The organism is uncultured Draconibacterium sp. (assembly GCF_913060805.1).
In the GTDB taxonomy this organism is placed as follows: Bacteria; Bacteroidota; Bacteroidia; order Bacteroidales; family Prolixibacteraceae; genus Draconibacterium.
In genome coordinates, this window is sequence record NZ_CAJXTC010000012.1 from 1 (window position 1) to 19,747 (window position 19,747).

24 protein-coding genes and 1 tRNA gene are annotated in these 19,747 nt (G+C 38.8%); 18 read left to right on the forward strand and 7 right to left on the reverse strand.

Annotated features, from left to right (window positions below; translation table 11 throughout):
• From QZ576_RS09030 to QZ576_RS09040, 3 genes are all read left to right on the forward strand, one after another.
• A tRNA-Asp gene (locus tag QZ576_RS09030) sits at positions 1 to 73 on the forward strand.
• Positions 74 to 330: 257 nt separating this feature from the next.
• Positions 331 to 1,557 (forward strand): site-specific integrase, encoded by a 1,227-nt coding sequence (locus QZ576_RS09035; protein WP_297096269.1) that lies wholly within the window; start codon positions 331 to 333, stop codon positions 1,555 to 1,557.
• An 11-nt stretch (positions 1,558 to 1,568) separates the two neighbouring features.
• Complete coding sequence (locus QZ576_RS09040; protein ID WP_297096271.1) at positions 1,569 to 2,075, forward strand: ORF6N domain-containing protein; 507 nt, start codon at positions 1,569 to 1,571, stop codon at positions 2,073 to 2,075.
• A gap of 35 nt (positions 2,076 to 2,110) precedes the next feature.
• Here the strand turns inward: QZ576_RS09040 and mobC are convergent, their stop codons facing one another.
• Genes mobC through mobA form a run of 3 tightly spaced genes read right to left on the reverse strand, consistent with a single transcriptional unit; the run spans position 2,111 to position 5,760 of the window.
• Positions 2,111 to 4,117 carry a conjugal transfer protein MobC gene (mobC, locus tag QZ576_RS09045; RefSeq protein WP_297096273.1) on the reverse strand — a complete coding sequence of 669 codons (2,007 nt, stop codon included), beginning with the start codon at positions 4,115 to 4,117 and terminating at the stop codon, positions 2,111 to 2,113.
• A 3-nt stretch (positions 4,118 to 4,120) separates the two neighbouring features.
• The gene (gene mobB / locus QZ576_RS09050) at positions 4,121 to 5,344 is read right to left on the reverse strand and encodes a conjugal transfer protein MobB (RefSeq protein ID WP_297096275.1); all 1,224 of its coding nucleotides are present in this window, start codon (positions 5,342 to 5,344) and stop codon (positions 4,121 to 4,123) included.
• Complete coding sequence (mobA, locus tag QZ576_RS09055) at positions 5,329 to 5,760, reverse strand: conjugal transfer protein MobA (RefSeq protein WP_297096277.1); 432 nt, start codon at positions 5,758 to 5,760, stop codon at positions 5,329 to 5,331. Before mobA ends, mobB begins: the two co-directional genes overlap by 16 nt.
• Positions 5,761 to 6,040: 280 nt before the next feature.
• Here mobA and QZ576_RS09060 point away from each other — a divergent pair, with 280 nt between their 5' ends.
• The 4 genes from QZ576_RS09060 to QZ576_RS09075 all read left to right on the forward strand — a co-directional run bounded on the left by QZ576_RS09060 (position 6,041) and on the right by QZ576_RS09075 (position 8,127).
• Positions 6,041 to 6,196 (forward strand): hypothetical protein, encoded by a 156-nt coding sequence (locus tag QZ576_RS09060; protein ID WP_297096279.1) that lies wholly within the window; start codon positions 6,041 to 6,043, stop codon positions 6,194 to 6,196.
• 237 nt (positions 6,197 to 6,433) lie between these two features.
• Positions 6,434 to 7,195: a ParA family protein gene (locus QZ576_RS09065; RefSeq protein ID WP_297096281.1), complete on the forward strand. Its 762-nt coding sequence runs from the start codon at positions 6,434 to 6,436 to the stop codon at positions 7,193 to 7,195.
• Between the two features lie 5 nt (positions 7,196 to 7,200).
• Positions 7,201 to 7,566, forward strand: coding sequence for a DUF3408 domain-containing protein (locus tag QZ576_RS09070; protein WP_163325526.1), 366 nt, complete (start codon positions 7,201 to 7,203; stop codon positions 7,564 to 7,566).
• Positions 7,567 to 7,581: 15 nt separating this feature from the next.
• Positions 7,582 to 8,127, forward strand: coding sequence for a hypothetical protein (locus QZ576_RS09075; protein ID WP_297096286.1), 546 nt, complete (start codon positions 7,582 to 7,584; stop codon positions 8,125 to 8,127).
• A gap of 78 nt (positions 8,128 to 8,205) precedes the next feature.
• On the opposite strand, the gene QZ576_RS09080 is transcribed toward QZ576_RS09075, so the two are convergent.
• The 4 genes from QZ576_RS09080 to QZ576_RS09095 form a co-directional block, all read right to left on the reverse strand.
• A complete protein-coding gene (locus QZ576_RS09080; protein ID WP_297096288.1) occupies positions 8,206 to 8,397 on the reverse strand; it encodes a hypothetical protein in 192 nt (63 codons plus the stop codon).
• Positions 8,398 to 8,858: 461 nt separating this feature from the next.
• On the reverse strand, positions 8,859 to 9,929 hold the full coding sequence (locus QZ576_RS09085; RefSeq protein ID WP_297096290.1) for an adenylate/guanylate cyclase domain-containing protein: 1,071 nt from the start codon (positions 9,927 to 9,929) through the stop codon (positions 8,859 to 8,861).
• Between the two features lie 3 nt (positions 9,930 to 9,932).
• Entirely contained in the window at positions 9,933 to 10,436 is a 504-nt protein-coding gene (locus tag QZ576_RS09090) for a Pycsar system effector family protein (protein WP_297096292.1), read from the reverse strand.
• Positions 10,437 to 10,610 (reverse strand): hypothetical protein, encoded by a 174-nt coding sequence (locus QZ576_RS09095; RefSeq protein ID WP_297096294.1) that lies wholly within the window; start codon positions 10,608 to 10,610, stop codon positions 10,437 to 10,439.
• Positions 10,611 to 10,698: 88 nt separating this feature from the next.
• Here QZ576_RS09095 and QZ576_RS09100 point away from each other — a divergent pair, with 88 nt between their 5' ends.
• From QZ576_RS09100 to traM, 11 genes are all read left to right on the forward strand, one after another.
• On the forward strand, positions 10,699 to 11,364 hold the full coding sequence (locus tag QZ576_RS09100; protein ID WP_297096295.1) for a hypothetical protein: 666 nt from the start codon (positions 10,699 to 10,701) through the stop codon (positions 11,362 to 11,364).
• Positions 11,354 to 11,689, forward strand: a complete 336-nt coding sequence (locus tag QZ576_RS09105; RefSeq protein WP_297096297.1) for a hypothetical protein — start codon at positions 11,354 to 11,356, stop codon at positions 11,687 to 11,689. The genes QZ576_RS09100 and QZ576_RS09105 overlap by 11 nt, the downstream gene beginning before the upstream one ends.
• Positions 11,676 to 12,470 (forward strand): ImmA/IrrE family metallo-endopeptidase, encoded by a 795-nt coding sequence (locus tag QZ576_RS09110; protein WP_297096300.1) that lies wholly within the window; start codon positions 11,676 to 11,678, stop codon positions 12,468 to 12,470. The genes QZ576_RS09105 and QZ576_RS09110 overlap by 14 nt, the downstream gene beginning before the upstream one ends.
• A gap of 287 nt (positions 12,471 to 12,757) precedes the next feature.
• On the forward strand, positions 12,758 to 13,066 hold the full coding sequence (locus QZ576_RS09115; RefSeq protein ID WP_297096302.1) for a DUF4134 domain-containing protein: 309 nt from the start codon (positions 12,758 to 12,760) through the stop codon (positions 13,064 to 13,066).
• A gap of 3 nt (positions 13,067 to 13,069) precedes the next feature.
• Complete coding sequence (locus QZ576_RS09120) at positions 13,070 to 13,399, forward strand: DUF4133 domain-containing protein (protein WP_297096304.1); 330 nt, start codon at positions 13,070 to 13,072, stop codon at positions 13,397 to 13,399.
• On the forward strand, positions 13,396 to 15,894 hold the full coding sequence (locus QZ576_RS09125) for a TraG family conjugative transposon ATPase (protein WP_297096306.1): 2,499 nt from the start codon (positions 13,396 to 13,398) through the stop codon (positions 15,892 to 15,894). The genes QZ576_RS09120 and QZ576_RS09125 overlap by 4 nt, the downstream gene beginning before the upstream one ends.
• A 20-nt stretch (positions 15,895 to 15,914) precedes the next feature.
• A complete protein-coding gene (locus tag QZ576_RS09130) occupies positions 15,915 to 16,544 on the forward strand; it encodes a DUF4141 domain-containing protein (protein ID WP_297096308.1) in 630 nt (209 codons plus the stop codon).
• A complete protein-coding gene (traJ, locus tag QZ576_RS09135; protein ID WP_297096310.1) occupies positions 16,544 to 17,542 on the forward strand; it encodes a conjugative transposon protein TraJ in 999 nt (332 codons plus the stop codon). Before QZ576_RS09130 ends, traJ begins: the two co-directional genes overlap by 1 nt.
• 13 nt (positions 17,543 to 17,555) lie before the next feature.
• Positions 17,556 to 18,179 carry a conjugative transposon protein TraK gene (gene traK / locus QZ576_RS09140; RefSeq protein ID WP_297096312.1) on the forward strand — a complete coding sequence of 208 codons (624 nt, stop codon included), beginning with the start codon at positions 17,556 to 17,558 and terminating at the stop codon, positions 18,177 to 18,179.
• A gap of 4 nt (positions 18,180 to 18,183) precedes the next feature.
• Entirely contained in the window at positions 18,184 to 18,450 is a 267-nt protein-coding gene (locus QZ576_RS09145; protein WP_297096314.1) for a TraL conjugative transposon family protein, read from the forward strand.
• Positions 18,434 to 19,717, forward strand: a complete 1,284-nt coding sequence (gene traM, locus QZ576_RS09150) for a conjugative transposon protein TraM (protein WP_297096315.1) — start codon at positions 18,434 to 18,436, stop codon at positions 19,715 to 19,717. Before QZ576_RS09145 ends, traM begins: the two co-directional genes overlap by 17 nt.
• Positions 19,718 to 19,747: the final 30 nt, after the last annotated feature.

Genomic DNA, 19,747 nt, shown 5'->3' on the forward strand with positions numbered 1-19,747 from the left:
GTGGCGTAGTTCAGTTGGTTAGAATGCCGGCCTGTCACGCCGGAGGTCGCGAGTTCGAGTCTCGTCGTCACCGCTTAGTCAATCAGACAAAAGATAGACAAATGATGAAAAGGAGTGTAACACAGAAGGTTACACTCCTTTTTTATTTCATGTAATGCCATCAAAAGGACAAATAAATTCCAAAAAACGACAAAGAAAGGTTACCAAAAGGTTACACATTTTTGCGAAGTGTTTTCTGTAACCATTTCTGCTATAAGTCTCTGATATGTCGCATTTTGACTTCGCGCAACTAGCTTAATTAGTATAGTTTTCATCTTAAAATTAAGCATTATGAAGAGTACATTTAAGATTTTGTTTTATGCCCGTAAAAATTACGTAACCAAAGACGGGCATGTTGGAATTATGGTTCGCATTTCATTAAATGGTCAAAGAACGCAGTTTAGTACGAAATTACTAGTACCCCTTGATTTGTGGGATACAGCCGCTAACCGGGTATCAGGGAAGTCTCATCAGGCCAGACTAATTAATGATACCCTGGATGGAATCCGGACATCGATTAACACTCATTATCGTGAACTGGAGAAAAAGGAGTCAGTAGTAACAGTCGAAAAAATTAAAAATGCCTTTTTAGGACTTACTGGAGACAATCAAAGACTCCTCGCGGTATTTGAGGAACACAATAAGCAAATAGAGAAACTTATTGGTATCAGTAAAAGCAAGGATACGGTTCAAAAGTATGGGAGAACTTACAGGCGTTTAAAAGCATATCTTGATCTTCAATACAAATTAGAAGATATTCCTCTCGTCGATATTAATTACAATTTCATAGTTGGCTATGATAATTTTTTGCGTGCTGAATGCTCGTTAGGTGTAAATTCTGCTGCAAAGATGATGCAGATGTTTAAGCACATAATGATAATGGCCAAAAACAATGGATGGGTATATACAAATCCATTTGCAAATTATAAAATCCGTTTAGAAAAAGTGGACCGCGGGTTCTTATTGAAGGAGGAGCTTGAAAGGATTATGGAAAAGAAATTCTCGATAAAACGTCTGGAGCAAGTTAGGGATGTTTTTGTTTTTGCCTGTTTTACCGGACTCGCATTTGTAGATGTTTATAAATTAAGAGAACGTCATATAACGACTTCTTTCGATCAGAAATTATGGATTATGAAGAAGCGACAGAAAACCAATATTGAATCACGTATTCTGTTACTTGATGTTCCTAAAATGATTTTGGATAAATATAAAGGGAAATTGGAGAAAAGGAGAGTGTTGCCAACACTTTCGAATCAGAAGATGAACGCATATTTAAAGGAGATTGCAGATTTATGTGGTATTAAAAAGAATTTAACTTTTCATGTTGCCAGACATACTTTTGCTACCACGATTACTCTTGCTAAAGGAGTCCCAATTGAAACAGTTAGCAAAATGTTGGGCCACACAAATATTAAAACCACACAAATATATGCCCGGATAACGGATGAAAAAATCGGTAATGATATGACAATGCTTTCTCATAAATTGGCAGAAATGGGAAACAGAATGGCAATCTAAATGAATGACTAATGGAACTACAAATAATACAACAAAAGATATACGATATCAGAGGTTGCCGGGTAATGCTAGACTTTGATCTTGCTAGTCTATATGATGTTGAGACAAGAACATTAAAACAAGCGGTCAGAAGGAATTTGTCTAGGTTTCCGAATGACTTTATGTTTCAGCTTAAAAAGGACGAATGGACAGAGCTTATCACAATTTGTGATAAGCTCCCAGAATCGGTGAAGTATAGTCCGGCTTTGCCAATGGCATTTACCGAGCAGGGAGTAGCAATGTTGTCGAGTGTGCTGCGTTCGCCAATAGCTATCGAAATTAATATTTCAATTATGCGAGCTTTCGTATTGATGCGAGAAATGGCACTTGGTTATGATGAGCTGTTAAAAAGAATTGAACAGTTGGAAATAAGTACTAATGCTCAATTTTCAGAAATTTACCATGCATTAACAGAACTTATGAAAAATCCTGAAAAGGTTGAACGAAATCCGATTGGGTACAAATCTGTTCGAAAGTAAACAGCGAGAGGCATTTGATAAAGGATAATTCTTGGTTAGCTTCCTTTTATCAAATGCCCCAATCCCGGATCGTTTTTAATCCGCTCCAATTCTTCCACTACAATCTGCGCCGTTTCGCTTTTGATGCGTGAATAATTGAAATTAATTTCCTGCTGAAGCTGGTTATTGCCGTCCTTATCGGTAAAGTTTGTAATAACCGGGATTGGTTTATAATTTTTTGTTTCTCTGGCCACTTTCTCGTTGTCAACTACAATTTCTGCATGGAAAATCTTTTGCTCAATGCGTTCGTCAAAGTTGTCGGAAACGGCACCCACAAAAGTCCCTTGTGTAAGGTTACTTATTTTCGAAGCAGGAATTAAGGTATCCATTTGAGTGTTAATGGAAGTGGATTTATCCTGCCGGTTAATGGTCATCGACTGACGTTTTTGCAAGACCTTCCCAAATCGTTCCGACAAGGTTTTGGCAGTCTCACCAACCACCTGGCCACTAAATATATTTCCAACGGTGTTCATCACCACTTTAGCTTCCTTGTCGCCATAATCCCGGTTTAGCTGCGAAAAATCCTGAAATCCCAAACAAACGGCAACCTTATTACTTCGTGCAGTTGCAATCAGGTTATCCAATCCACGGAAATAAATAGTGGGTAACTCATCAATAATCACCGAACTTTTTAGCTGCCCTTTTTTGTTGATGAGTTTTACAATCCGGGAATTATATAATCCCAGTGCTGCAGAGTAAATGTTCTGACGGTCGGGATTATTGCCAACACAAAGTATCTTCGGTTCTTTTGGATTATTAATATCTAAAGTAAAATCGTTACCGGACATCACCCAATAAAGTTGTGGAGAAATCATCCTCGATAATGGGATTTTAGCACTGGCAATCTGCCCTTGCAGCTGATCTTGGGCACCACCTTCCCAGGCATCCATAAAAGGCGAGAGGTAATTTTCCAGTTCTGGATAAGAAGTGAGAATCGTAAAAATATCTGCATACTTTTTATTCAGGAATTCCACTGCATGGGGAAAAGTGCAATATTTTCCGTTTTTATAGATCTTCAAGTACCAGATTATAGCAGCCAAAAGGATAATAGGCGATTCAACAAAGAAATCTCCTTGTTTCTGAATCCAGGTTTTATTCAGGTTTAGCATGATCGTATAAGCCGACTCATAGGCATCGGCAATATCTGTCATAAATTCCGGGGCAATGGGATTACAGCGATGACTGCGTTCCGGATCATCAAAATTTATTACATAAAATTTCGGAGGTACGTCGTATCTATGTATGTTTTTCAAAAGGGTATTGTAAGCAATTACGCTCAGATCGTCAAACTTAAAATCGTAAATGTACATGCTAAAACCCTTCTGAATTTGCTGCCTGATGTAGTTATTTACAATAGCATAAGATTTTCCGCTTCCCGGAGTACCCAAAACAATACTTGCTCGGAAAGGATTCACCACATTGATCCAGCCATCGTAGTTCGTTCCCTTATGTTTAAACCGCGTAGGGAGGTTTACAGAGTATTCATTCTCCATTAATTGCATTTCCTGCATGAATGATTCGTTTTCGTCGTTAAAAACATCCTGCATCAGGTTATTTTTTAACAAGCGACTCATCCATAATCCCGATTTCAAAAGCAGGATATATCCAATTGACAACGATAAAATGTAAAGAACACTTTTTGCTATAGACGAGGTTTGAAGCTTCAGTATAAAACCATTAACGAAATAGAAACCTAATCCGAATACGAGAACTATCGTAATCTTGGTCCAGGTCACTTTCTCTGTTTTTACACCTCGTATTCCCAAGCAGGAAATCGCCAGCAAAACAAAACTTGCCAGCTTTGACCAAAACGGCAAAGAGAAAATTCCGGTATATTTTTGAAAATTCAGCAGAATTTTATCGATAATGCCAGCTGTTGCATGGAACTCAACAAGGATTTCGTAACAAAACCAGTAAATATGAAATATTAGAATTAGGATACTTACTGCCCTGATAAGCTCTATAATTTTTGCTAGGGCTCTAACATCATCTTCGTTTTGCATAGCTTAGCTTTTTCGTTTTTTTCTTTTCTTTCGTTTCATTCTTCTAATGAAGGCTTCCTCCTGGTAGTTCTCGCCAAGAGTCTCAATACCGAACAATCCGGCCAGATTTTCAATGCTTGAATCTCTTTTATCAGGAAATTCTGAATGGCCCTGGTCTGGTGAATTGATTTGTTCATCCGTTTTGTTTTCTATGCCAAATTGTTCATTAAAAACATTGGCAGAAAACTCTTTACCCAAGCGTGATCCGTTGAATACAAACTTTTGCTTGTGATCGATAAAAGTTGCTCCGTAAATGCGCCCTGAATCATTCTCCCGAAACAGCACCGAAATACCTTGTTTGAGCAATAGATCCTCGAAGTCTTTTCTATTCTCACTATTATTAAATACTTTGGAAATAATTTCCCGTGGCCGCTCTTTTAGCTTTTTATTTCTGGTCTGTTCTTTTGACTTTTCAATTTGAGCAAGTAGAGCTTCATGACCCGTAGATTTGCCAAATTTTGATGACTTGATTGGATTGCCAACTACTTCTCCATTATTGTCTATTGCCGCGTAAACAATCCCGTGAAAAGGTTTTCCGTTCTTTTCTCCTCTTACTTCAGTAGCTTGAACATTATAGAATGAAAGCAAGGCCTTGTATTCATTAAACGATTGAAAGTTCCACGTTCTCGATACAGGACGAACTACATTGGCAATTTGCTGTTTTAGATTTCCCTTTTCGAATTCAACCGGCTTTAAACTGTAAACTCCTTTCTTTTGTTTTTCATCGGCAGGTGTTAATCCAAAATTCTGCTCCAGTTCCCGACAAATACGCATGGATAACCGGTGTTGAAAATTGTCCCGAATCATTTTCCCTGTCTCGTCAATTTTTACTGAAACAATATGCAAATGATGGCGGTCAATGTCTTCATGCTTGTACACTATGTAGGGTTGATTCCGGTAGCCCAGTTTTTCCATGTATTGTTCTGCTAACTGTGAGAACTGTTCATCGTTTAGCTTATCCTTTGGATCAGGATTTAACGAAATATGAATAACCGGATTTTCAGTTCGTTTATTGGCACTTAAATACGATTCAAAAGAACTCGTGCATAAGCCAATGGAATACTTTCCATCAAAAGGTTCAATCATTTTGTTGACCATTAATACAGAAGCAGCATCCTTTTTTAGCTTATCGTGATTGTACGCCAATGCACTATAAATTGAACTCCCTGAGCTTATTTTTGCAACCATCTCTCTTCAAATTCTTTGGTTAATTCCAGTATCTTCTGGTTTATCGCAACCAATTGAAATGTTGCTTTCTGTAGTTGGGCAAGAAAAGCCAGTGCTTTTTTCTCCGAAAAGTTGTTTTTTATTGCTTTGGTAACCTGATTGTAATTCACGCCAATCGCCCTGAATTGCGAATAAAATGAAGTCAGGCGCATATAATAATCCATCGATCCCTTATCGATTTTTACCACTTTAACAGGCTTGTCAAAAATGCAGGCAGTAATAAAATGTGCCTTAACCTCCATTCCAGAGGCTTCGAAAAGGGCAAGAAATCGAGCATTGTCAACATCATTTAAGCTAATCGCATAACGATGACGGCATGGATCTTTTTTTGGTTTCCGGCCTCCTTTGTGTTTGTTCTTTCTTCTTTCTGTTTCCATTTAATTGTATCTAGAGCATTAATCATTACCAGAATTCTTATCAAAAATCACACGACTTCGGAGTGATGATTTTCCCCAACGGGGCAAGTGGTTTCGGGTTACCCGAAACGTTTTGAGTAACTCAAAACACAACTTGCCGTGTGCCAGTGCACACCTTGTAGCGTTACCATAAAAGTTATTGGGCAGAGCCGTTTTACCGATCATGTTTTTACTCTTAAAAATTGTTGGAAACAAAGGTAGAATGGGCGTTTTGAATTCTAATTATCCGCAAATAAGCCAAATGCTGCCAGAGAAGGGCAAGTACTTCCAGCTCTTTAAAAAGCACGGTTCTAACAGCTTTTTATTTGTTCATTTGATGGGAAAAATGATGGATTATTTAATGGTTGGTGTAAGCAGAGATATGTTAGGCGAAATAGATAAAATGATAATGAAATAAGTCGCAAACGAAATATTTAAAAACTGATCTTGGCAAAGAATATAATAGTTAAATAATGCACCAACGAAGAGCTTAAGGGGTCCAATATTTCAATGTTTAAACGTTGCAACAGTTCATTAATCAAACATTGCAACACAAACTCATTTACACAGCTCATTAATCGATTATTGACTCAGACATTATGCTATTCGATTGAATAACTACAGAAATAATTTACTAATCAAAAAAACAAAGGTCATGGAAAAAGAAACATTATTTATTGCGTTCAGCACACAAAAAGGAGGTGTTGGGAAAACAGCTTTTACCGTTTTAATGTCGAGTTACCTGCACTATGTAAAAGGCCTTGAAATTGCAGTGGTGGATTGTGATTATCCGCAGCACAGTATTGCAGAAATGCGCCAGCGCGATATGGAACAGGTGATGAAGGATAACTATTATAAGCAATTAGCCTATAAACAATTTACTGCACTAAAACGAAAAGCATACCAGGTAGAAAAAAGTATGCCTGAAGATGCCATTGATGTAGCAGAAAATCTGATCGACGGTGCAACAATTCAGCCCGATATAATATTTTTCGATCTCCCGGGAACTTTAAACAGCCGAGGTGTGGTAAAAACACTGGGCGGAATGGATTATATCTTTTCTCCGGTTAGTGCCGACCGTGTGGTAATGGAAAGCACGCTGAAATTTGCCACTATGTTGAATGAAAATCTGATTAGCGTCGGGAAGAGCGATATCAAAGGTTTATACCTGATTTGGAATATGGTTGATGGTAGAGAGAAAAACGAACTCTACGATGTGTATGAAAATGTAATCGGTGAGTTGGGCTTGAATATTCTGAAAACATTTGTTCCCGATTCAAAACGTTTTCGCAGGGAACTGACTTCCGGCCACAAACCTGTATTCCGCTCAACACTTTTCCCTGCTCACAATAGCCTTTTAAAAGGAAGTAACCTGATTGCACTGGCTGATGAAATCCTAAAAACCATTAAACAATAATAGACATGGCACGAAAAAAATATAATCCCGACGAGATCGATGAAGAATTTATCATCTCCACTATTCATAATGAAAAACCGGAGGCAGGAAAGGCGAAGGAGAAAAAGCCAACAACTGTTGCAAAAAAGAAACAGACAAATCAGGCTTATGATGAGCTTTTCCTTTCAGATTCCAAAACGAAGGCACGCTTTGGAAAGAATGTTCCCATCCGGCAGGAATATCATAAACGAATTCAGCAAATTATCCGAGTAATCGGTAAGGATGAGATTTCAATTTATAATTATATCGATAATGTACTGACACATCATTTTGACGAATTTCAGGAAGAAATAGTCAAACGGTATAACGAAAATAATGAAGGTATTTTTTAACCCAAACCGGAAAAAATGATTGAATTTGTTGTAATAGTTGGGATAATCATTCTGCTACGTATTTTTTTTAAGGATTGGAGTCGTTCTTCGGCAACTGTTGCCAATGAAAAAAGGAAAAGCTATTTATCAGATGATAGCGGAATTATCGGAAAAAGCACCTTTGTTTTGAATACGGAAAGAGAGCGTCAATCCGCTTCAAATTCCACCGGTAAGCTGGATATTGAAGTCGCTCTGGATTATGAGGAAGTTGAGCTCGATGAAGAATTGGAGGTGCTTGGTATGGCCAACGGAACTTCGGTTGATCTAACTTTTGAAGATATGATGGAGGTAGTTACCGAGGTTGAAAATGAGCACCCGGAAAAGCCATCCCAAACCGGGAAGTTACTTTACGAAAATGAAAATACCGATTGGGTAGAGCAACTGGCTTCAACCTCCGAAAACTTTCAAAAACGTATTTCCGGTTTAATTGATTTGCATTTGGGGAGTTTAGGACAAAATGAGGGTACCCATGTGTCGAGTAACGATTTGGAAGAGTTTGATATTAGTCAGTATGTGGAATAGCCGATAAAAAAGAAAAACTAAGAGAATTTTTAGTAGCTAATGATAGCTTACCCCTTACGAAATACAAGTGTATATTCGCTAAAAAAGAAATGTTTGTTTATCAATTTCTTCTTGGATTCTTTCAGTAAGAGATTTATAAAAATCCGAACAACAATAATCCCCGATTATCACAACTCCATCAGCAACTTGAAATGAGGCAACTTTATCATGTTTACGACATTTTTCAACTTTGACCTTATCAATCACTTTGTTTAAAAAATCCTTATTCATACTATAAAATTTAATCTATGTTTTTGTTTACATTTCTTTCACTCTCTGTAAAATGAGTGGGTGATTCAGATCCTTCCCAAACATTCCCATTTATCAAATACAATTCGTAATATACAATCCATTCAATTAGCCATGGTATAGTATATTCATGAATCAAGATCTTTTCATTCCAAGGTAAGTCAGGCGGATAGTGCAAACACAAACTATGATCCTGATACATGTGAATTTCTTTACATGGTTCAACGTATGGCTCAAGTATAGAAGTTTTGGGTTCACAACCAGCAACATATTCAATTTTTACCCTATACCTAACTTTACAACCATTTGGACTAACGAAACCAGTACATACCAAAACCTTCTTATGTATTCTGCAATTGAGAAATGTAAAGTGCGATTCTAATAATTTTTTTTGCTTTAATAACAAAGCATATTTATTATACTTTAGACCGGGGATTCGCACCTTATTCTTCATAATGGAACCTATGATTTTGATTTTTCACCCCATCACTAACTTCGGATATGTTCCCATGCTGGTTTGTAAATGCATTGCCTGATGTAATTAATGATGCAGTTTGGCGAAGCTTATTTCTTCTATCAGACTCTGATTCGTAAAATAAATTTCCATCTTCATCCTGCGAAATATATGGAAGACTTTTTAAGAAGCTATACCAGTTAAAGTCCAACACTTTATAATAAAAACTTTTTGCAGGATCTTGAAATATGTATCTTTTCTTTATGTCACCATTGTAATCCTTCACCCAATCATATAGATTGTCACTAAGTTGTGATATGGTTTTGACATTTTCTCCAACAGCAATGCTATTTGCATTGGCAATTGCTTGCATTTTGGAAGCGAGACTCGTGTGCAAGCTGTAAGTGGTTATCTCACTGCATACACCAATTCCAGCAACAGCCCAAAGAACTTTCTGGTCATCACCAAAATCAATTCCGATACGAGTGTGAATATCTTCAATTCCTTCTTCTTCAAATAATTTTTTCAAGTCATTTTTTACGAAGTATGTAAAAAAACTTGTGGCAGTTAGAGCATTGAGGACAGCTTGTTTTTTATCTACATCTTTCCCACCAAAGTAAACAAAAACGCCATCACCTTGCAGACGGTGGATGTATCCCCCAAGTATTGCACATGTATGTATTGCAGCTCTTTGAATTACATTGGTAATATTCTTTATAACCGTAACAGGATATTTTCTAAATAGTCCAGTAGAATTCTTAATGTCAATAAAAACTGAAGTAATATAATGATACTCGATCCGATTTGTATTTTTTAAATGAGCAAAATCAGGATGTTCTCCCAGCTTTTGATTCTTGATTTCAGTTTTGCCTACTGCTCTCATTAGTGGTAATAAACTCTGGTTTGGTTGAACATTTATCGTAATTCCTTCATCTTTATTATAGATTCCATCGACACTCTCTAATCCTTTTTTGATTGACCGTGATCCATCTGCATATACATTTAGATTACCGGACAATGCACCTTTGATTTCATCGATATAATTTTGATATAACCTCATTTTCTAATAATTAAGTGTGTAAATAACTGTGAAAATAACTATGATAAGTGCTTGTATAGCAATAAGACGTGATGCTATCTTGATTCTAAAAAATTTTTGCTTTAATCCATTGGCAAGCTGATGGGCTTGTTCTATTAGGTCATCTATAAATTCATCAGGCCCTTGATTTAAACATCTGGATTTATAATCATCTGGATTCAGATTTGCAACATCATCAAAAAAATAAATCGAAGATGCATTCCGAATTTTCCCTTTCCAAAGAAATGGTTTAACTGCTGACAAAGTGAAAAGAGTTGAACCAAGACAAATGACAAGCTCAACAAAAAATAATAAGTTCAGAATATGACATAGATCCTCATTCGCTCGCAATGAAAAGTATCCAGTAATAACTCCACCGATTACAAACGTATTAAGAGCGAGATATAAATTACTCTTACTATTTATACTTTCGTAATAATGATCATATCGACCAATGATAAACTTAATTTCTTCAGATAATTGATTCATTCACTTTTCCTTTCTAACTCCTTTAAAAGGTTTGTCACTTGATGTTTTTACATCCATAAATTTCCCTGATTCTGCATCACGCTTAACCCAAAGACCTGTTTTGGGATTTTTCACTTGAGAACGCTGTCTTACAGCTCCTTTTCGACTTCCGTCTTTTGGTGGATTTGTTGCCATAATTTCGATTTTTTCTATATTTAACTATTCTTTACCCTTATACTAAATGCGTGACTCACGCTTTTGGTAGTTAATAAACAAGACTAATTTGGAAGTAATTGAAGAAATAAAATCAGCTTGTAGCTTGGATTTACTTACCTATATCGGATGGAAGGAGGAATACCCTAAAGAAGCCGAAATTGCTTTTAGTGTTTTTTGCCTTCGTTATGACCAAGCTGTTTTAAAAGCTGCGGAAATAAATTGCAGTAAATGGGGACTAACTGAAACGATTGCTTTAGACCTTGTGAATTGCACTTTTGCTAGGGTTTGGAAATACCCAACATATGATCATGAGAAATCAAAAACAAAAAATATTGATAATGGGATAAAAAGATGGCTAAGTAAAATAGTTTTCACTCAACTTGCAAACTATAGTAACAATGGTACGTGTCATGAAGCTGATCAAGATACCGATTTATCCCTAATACATGATCTTGACGAATTTGCAGAAAAGTCAACACCTGATGAAATGACCCGAACAGAATTGAGAAAACAACTGAGTGTTCTTGATGAAGTTATTAACAGTTTGGGTGACAAACACAGAATTATTTATCTAACCTATAAGCTATATACTCATGCAGGGAATAATATCCCAAGGCCTGTCAGCAAAAAATTGCAGGAAGAACTTGACTTAGTCCCCGGCTCTATCAGAAAGTATAAAGAACAAGCTAATAAGCAAGTCGGAAACTTTTTAAATCAGAACAATGGCAACTAAAAAGAAGAATAACAGCATACATGCTGATAGATTCGATGAATTACTAGCAATAGCAGGATATACTTATGCAAGGAATGATAACGAATTAGAACAGTTTGAGTTATTATATACGGATTATGACTTCAAATTAAAGAATGTAAGAATTAAACCAGAAGAAATTATCAGCCAATCGTTCAAAAAGCAAGGAAAAGTATTGAAATTAATGGATGAAGAGGAGCAACAAGATATAAATGAACTAAGAATTGCTGCAAGAAAAGGGACTGAACAAATTCCCAAATCAATACTTGATAAGATGAAGCGAAAGCACAACGATGGAAATAAATAACCGAAGAAAAAATCAAATTAAAGATCTAGCCGAGTTTCTTGCTCTTGAGTATGACGAAACGATAACTCCTCTGGATAAAATAGCTAAATTAGAGGAACTCCCAGTTTTTTACGATGATTACGGAAATGCATTTGATGGTACTTTAGTTTATGATAATGGATTCTACATCCACATGAATACGGCACTTGGCAATACTTCCGAAAAAGAAAGGGGGAGATTTACATTAGCCCATGAGTTTGGCCATTACTTCATTGATAATCATAGAATTGCTCTAAAGAAAGGATTCTTAGAACCGCATCCATCGAGATACAATAAAAATAAGCATCAAATAATTGAACGTGAAGCGGACTTTTTTGCCTCTTGTTTATTAATGCCTGAAAAACGATTTAGACTTGATTGTGAAAGATTCAGACGATTTGATTTCAGTGTCATTGATGATTTATCTAAAAAATACCATGTAAGCATCACTGCTTGTGCAATACGTTTTGCGGATGTTGGTACACATCCCATAATGGTTGTATATATGGAGGATAATAAAATAGAATGGAAATGGTCAAGCAAGGAACTGCAATTTTTGAGTTTAGCAGATGGAAAGAACTGTGTCCCCCTCGATAGTTTAGCTAGTCAATATTTTAAAACTGGTACAGGTCAAAAAAGAACAGAAGAATTATGGTACATAGATTGGTTTGAGGATAAAAATGATAATCATCTTAACTGCAAGATATTTGAACAAGTCATTCCTTATAAGAACAAAGTATTAAGTATTGTATGGAGGGCATAAAGTAAAACAAATATCTTCTCAATAGCATTTCTTCCTCCCGCGGACGCCAAACACCGCCACAAACAACCACTTACTTCCAATTTTATTTCCCCCATCTTTTAAGCCCATACATTTGGTTCAAAGGCAGCAAAACTGCTGTCTGAAAACGAACTAAAAGTATGCTCATGAAAGAAAAAGACTACGGGTAATATTTGATCCTTCCCAGAGTGGTATTCACCACACATCATTCAAAAAATCAAAGTAAAACAGTCTCTGGTCTGGGGACCGGGGTGCAAAAACAAAATGCTATGAAACAAATCAATTCATATAAAATATCCATCACCTTATTCTTCACCATTCTGGCAACTGCTATTTATGCCCAGGGCGATGGCTCTGCCGGAATCACCGAAGCCACCAATATGGTTACCTCTTATTTCGATCCGGCAACAAAACTGATTTATGCCATCGGTGCCATTGTGGGATTGATCGGTGGTGTAAAAGTGTATAGTAAATTTTCAAGTGGCGATCCCGACACCGGAAAAACTGCAGCCGCCTGGTTTGGAGCCTGTATTTTTCTGATTGTTGCCGCCACTATTTTACGTTCCTTCTTCCTGTAAGCTATGGCAGTGTATTCCATCAACAAAGGGGTAAATAAACCCGCCGAGTTTAAAGGTCTGCAAAGCCAGTACCTGTTTCTTTTTGCCGGTGGCCTGCTGGGAACATTTGTGGTTTTCATCGTAATGTACCTGGCCGGTATCAACCAATGGGCCTGTATTTTTACAGGTCTTATTCTGGCATTTATGGTTGTCTGGCTCACCTTCTCTTTAAACAGAAAATTCGGGCGTTACGGGTTAATGAAATTACAGGCAACACATAATTTTCCACGTCGGATAATCAACCGAAGGAGTATGCCCGGTTTGTTCGAAATCAACAGAAAGGAGGCAGTATGAGAAACACATTAAAAGCTGCCACTTTGGAGAGCCGGTTTCCGTTACTTGCAGTGGAGCAGGGATGTATTATCAGCAAAGATGCCGATATAACCATTGCTTTTGAGGTAAAGTTCCCGGAACTATTTACGGTAACAACGGAAGAATACGAAGCCATGCATTCGGTATGGAATAAGGCAATAAAGGTTTTGCCCGATTATTCCATAGTGCATAAACAGGATTGGTACATCAAAGAGAACTACAATACCGAAAAGCCACAGCAGGATTTAAGTTTTTTAAGTTCATCGTTCGAACGGCACTTCAACGAGCGTCCGTTTTTAAACCACACCTGTTATTTGTTTCTTACCAAAACAACCAAGGAGCGCAGCAAACAACAAAGCACTTTCAGTACACTGGGCAGGGGATTTATCGTGCCCAAAGAGATAAAAAATAAGGAAACAGTTCTGCGTTTTGTGGAGGCAGTTAACCAGTTTGAGCAAATTGTTAACGACAGCGATTTTATAAAACTCAGGCGTTTAACAGCCGACGAGATTACCGGGACTGATGCCCATGAGGGAATAGTGGAAAAGTATTTTTCACTTTCCCACGGGCATAATAATGCGTTGAAAGATCTTACCTTAAATCCGGGAGAACTGAAAATCGGCGACAATTCATTGATACTTCACATGCTTTCTGATTTAGATGATCTGCCCGCTAAAGTATCAACCGAAAGCCGTTACGAAAAACTTTCGACTGACCGGAGTTCCTGCTTGCTTTCATTTGCAGCTCCGATAGGTTTGCTGTTGTCATGTAACCATATCTATAACCAGTACATTTTTATCGACGACCATACCGCCAACCTTGCCCGTTTCGAGAAAATGGCGCGTAATATGCTCTCGCTTTCCAGGTACAGCCGTGCCAACCAGATTAACAAACAATGGTTGGACGAATACCTGAATGAAGCACACAGCAAAGGATTGGTTTCGGTACGCATGCATTGCAATGTACTGGCATGGAGTGACAGATCCGAAGAGCTACGACAGATAAAAAATGATGTGGGCTCACAAATTGCCCTGATGGAATGTAAACCACGGTACAATACCGTTGATGTTCCCACCCTGTATTGGGCGGGTATTCCCGGCAATGCAGCTGATTTTCCTGCGGAAGAATCGTTTTACACGTTTACAGAGCAGGCTTTGTGCTTTTTTACCAGCGAAACCAACTACCGAAGTTCACTATCGCCGGTGGGCATAAAAATGGTCGACCGGTTGACTGGTAAACCCTTGCATCTGGACATTTCCGATCTGCCAATGAAAAAAGGAATAATCACCAACCGGAACAAGTTTATTCTTGGCCCCTCGGGAAGTGGAAAATCCTTTTTTACCAACCACATGGTACGGCAATATTACGAGCAGGGTACACATGTCCTTCTTGTCGATACCGGAAATAGTTACAAAGGTTTGTGCGATTTAATACATTATAAAACCAGGGGCGAAGACGGGGTTTACTTTACCTATACCGAGGATAACCCGATTGCATTTAATCCGTTTTACACCGACGATGGTGTGTTTGAAATAGAAAAAAGGGAAAGCATTAAAACGCTGATCCTTACCCTCTGGAAAAGCGAGGATGAGGCACCCACACGTTCCGAAGAGGTGGCACTGTCAAATGCGGTTAACCTGTATATCGAGATGTTAAAGTCGGACGGTAAGGTGGCTCCGTCTTTTAATACCTTTTTTGAGTTTGTGCGCGATGAGTACACGGAGTTGCTCCAATCGAAAAAGGTGCGCGAAAAGGACTTTGATGTAGCCAATTTCCTGAATGTACTGGAACCGTATTACCGGGGCGGAGAATACGATTATCTGCTGAATTCAGACAAACAAATGGATTTGCTGAACAAACGTTTTATCGTTTTCGAACTGGATAATATCAAGGATCATAAAGTGCTTTTCCCCATTGTGACAATCATTATCATGGAAGCTTTTATCAACAAAATGAGGCGATTAAAAGGCATCCGAAAGATGATCCTAGTGGAGGAGGCATGGAAGGCCATTGCCAAAGAAGGAATGGCCGAGTACATCAAATATTTATTTAAAACCGTACGCAAATTCTTTGGCGAGGCAATAGTTGTAACACAGGAAGTAGATGATATTATCGCTTCGGAAATCGTAAAGGAAAGTATCATCAATAACTCCGATTGCAAGATCCTGCTCGACCAGCGCAAGTACATGAACAAGTTTGCTTCCATTCAGGAGCTACTTGGTCTAAGTGAAAAAGAAAAATCACAGATTCTATCCATCAATCTGGCCAACCACCCGCAACGTCACTATAAGGAAGTCTGGATTGGCATGGGAGGTGTACAATCTGCGGTCTATGCCACCGAAGTTTCTTTGGAGGAATACTACACTTACACCACCGAAGAAACCGAGAAACTGGAACTAACCCGTTTAACCGAGCAATTAGACGGGAATATTGAACTTGCCATTAAACAACTGGCGGCAAGCAAACGCAATTCTTAAATCTTCAAAACAACAAGAACATGAAAACAAAATTAATTATAGCCTGGCTGTTGATCATATTTGGTTCGTTAAACCTGAAAGCCCAGTGGGTGGTAAACGATCCGATTAATACAGCAACAAGTATTGCTAATTCGGCCAAGGAGATTATCCAAACCTCCAGTACCGTTTCCAATGTGATCAAAAACTTCCAGGAAGTAAAAAAGGTCTATGAACAGGGCAAAGCCTATTACGATGCACTAAAGGCCGTAAACAACCTGGTAAAAGATGCCCGAAAAGTCCAACAAACCATTTTAATGGTTGGAGAAATTACCGACATCTATATAAACGCCTATCAGCGGATGTTGCAGGATGAAAACTATTCGCTGGAAGAGCTGGGGGCAATTGCTTTTGGCTATACCAAACTTCTGGAAGAAAGCGCCTACCTGCTGAATGATCTGAAAGGCATTGTAAATGCCAGTACACTATCGCTGACCGACAAAGAGCGAATGGATGTGATAGACAGTGTTTACGATTCAGTAAAACATTACCGGAATTTGGTAAGCTATTATACCAATAAGAACATTGCCGTTTCGTACCTGAGGGCGCAAAAGAAAGGCGATACCGAAAGGATGCTGGCACTGTATGGTGATTCAAGCGAAAGATACTGGTAATGGATTTTGATAACCTACATCAGATCTTACGCAGCCTCTACCTAGAGATGACACCCTTGTGCAGCACCATGGCAGGTGTGGCAAAAGGTATTGCCGGATTGGGGGCATTGTTCTACGTGGCTTCGCGTGTGTGGCAGTCGCTGTCGCGCACCGAGCCCATTGATGTTTACCCGCTCTTGCGTCCCTTTGCCATTGGTCTCTGTATCATGTTTTTCCCCGGTTTTGTGTTGGGGACGATCAACGTGGTGCTTAGCCCCATTGTTGTCGGCACCAACCAGATGCTGGAAGCACAGACCTTTGATATGGAAAAGTACCGCGATTTAAAAGAGGAACTGGAGGTAGAAGCCATGAAACGAAATCCGGAAACCGCTTACCTGGTCAGTAATGAGGAATTTGACAAGCAACTGGAAGAACTGGGCTGGAGTCCGTCGGATCTGGCAACTATGTCCGGAATGTACATCGAGCGTAGCTTGTACAACATGAAAAAGAATATCCGCGATTTCTTTCGGGAAATTCTGGAATTGTTGTTTCAGGCAGCGGCATTGGTTATTGATACCATCCGCACCTTTTTTCTGATTGTACTCTCGATACTTGGTCCGATTGCCTTTGCTATCAGTATTTATGATGGCTTTCAGTCCACCATGACGCAATGGTTCTCTCGGTATATTTCGGTGTACCTCTGGTTACCGGTTTCCGATTTGTTTAGCTCCATCCTTGCCCGTATCCAGGTGCTGATGTTACAAGCCGATATTGATAAACTACAGGCCGATGCTACGTATTCGGTCGAAGCTTCAAACGGCGTTTACATTGTATTTATGATTATTGGCATCATCGGGTATTTTACTATTCCAACTGTTGCCGGATGGATCATTATGGCTGGTGGTATGGGAAATTACGGTAAGAATGTAACATCGTCGGCAGGAAAAACTGCGTCAATGGCTGCAGGCGTTGCCGGTGCATCAGCCGGAAATATGACAGGAAAACTAATGAAAAATTAATCACAAAAGAATTATGGAATTTAAATCATTAAAAAATATAGAAACAAGTTTCAGGCAGATCCGTTTTTTCGGGATGGTGTTTATACTGCTCTGCGCTGGCATTACCGGATATTCGGTGTTTAGCGCCTACAGCTTTGCAGAACAACAACGGCAAAAGATCTATGTTCTTGACAAGGGAAAATCCTTGATCCTTGCTTTGTCCCAGGATTTGGCACAAAATCGGCCGGTAGAGGCGCGGGAACATATACGGCGTTTTCATGAGCTGTTTTTTACGCTTTCTCCAGATAAGAATGCCATTGAGTCAAACATCAACCGGGCCATGTTTCTGGCAGATAAAAGCGTGTATACCTATTACAAAGATCTGCTTGAAAAAGGTTATTTCAACCGGATTATTTCGGGGAATATCAATCAAACGGTACAAGTAGATAGTGTGCTTGTTGATTTTATGAACTATCCTTATACGGCATCTACCTATGCCCGACAGGTAATTATTCGCGAAAGCAATATCACGGAACGATACCTGGTGACAAAGTGCAGTCTTATCAACTCGGTTCGCAGCGATAATAACCCACATGGTTTTACGGTGGAGAACTTCGAGGTAATACAGAACAACAATATTCAAACGATCACAAGGTAGTTCCATGCAGAACAGATTTTCGGAGTTCAAACGGCTTAGCAGTGAAAAACTAAAAGGGAGTTGTGACAGAATTCCTGAGAAAAAACGAAGAATGGTGGTTTTAGGGATGTGCGTTTTGTTTACACTTCTGTTCGCTTTTGCTCTTTGGGATTCGTTCCGGGATCCGAAAGTAAAAGACCTGTTTCAGATTGAACCCATCACCCCACTTGACTTATCACAAGACAGTATCATTAATCATTTAAAAGATTTAGCAGATGGACAAAAACAATAAAACACTCCTGAAACCGGTGCAAAAGCAGATGCTTAAGAAATATGCGGTATTTACTTTGATGTTCCTTGTTTTTGGGGCAAGTCTGTGGCTGATATTTAAGCCATCGGACAAAGAGGAAAACAAAACAGTAATTGGTTTGAATACAGAGATCCCACTTCCGCAGGACGAAAATCTGTTGATGGATAAAATCAACGCTTTCGAGCAGGCTGCACTTTTTCAGCAAAAGCCGGTGCGCTCGCTGGATGATTTCTCGTCAATGATTCAAAAGGATGAGCCAGCCAAATTCGATTTGCTTTCCTCCGCTAAAGCTGAAACAAGCTTGTCAGAAAAATATTCGGGAAGTGAGCAACCAAAACGGGCAATTCTGCATTCCGCTTCTGCTTACAACAATATTAACAATACTTTGGGCAGCTTTTACGAAAAACCAAAGGCGAATCCTGAAACTGAAAAACTAAAAGCAGAGCTTGAAGCATTGAAGCAACAACTGGCAGAAAAACAGGAAGACAACAGCATAGATGAACAATTACTGTTGATGGAAAAATCATACCAGATGGCAGCCAAATATATGCCGAACAATGCGCCAGCACAACCAGGAACAACTGTTCCTACAACTGACCAACCGGCCAACCTGCAAACAGATGAGAAGATAGTCAGGCCAGTTCAGGTCTCAACAAAAGGCACAACAACTGCATTACAACAAACGGTTTCTGATTCTGTATTTCTAAAGCAAGTCTCAAAGCCCCGAAACTATTCTTTCATATCGGCAGGAGACAAGCAGGAAACTACAGAACGTAATACCATTAATGCCTGTGTAAACAGCACACAAAAACTGGTTAACGGACAAAATGTTCAGCTACGATTACTTGAAGCCATTGAAACCGGAGGACTCCATTTTCAAAAGAATGCCTTGATTACAGGTATTGCCCGGATACAGGGAGAGCGCTTATATATTTTTATCAATTCGCTGGAAAAAAACGGAAATATCATTCCGGTACAACTCACCGCTTACGACACCGACGGACAGCCTGGTTTGTTTATTCCCGGTTCGGTTGAGGTTAGTGCTTTAAAGGAAATTACCGCCACCATGGGACGCGATGCCGGGACAAGCATTAGTATAAACCAGGGTACAACTGCAGGCGAACAACTGGCTGCTGATGTGGGGCGAAGTTTTATACAAGGGACATCGCAGTATGTTTCCAAAAAACTTCGAACCACAAAAGTTACCCTAAAAGCAGGGCACCGAATATTGCTGATGCCCGTCAAATAAATTACAATTCATTCATTTTAAATCATTCGT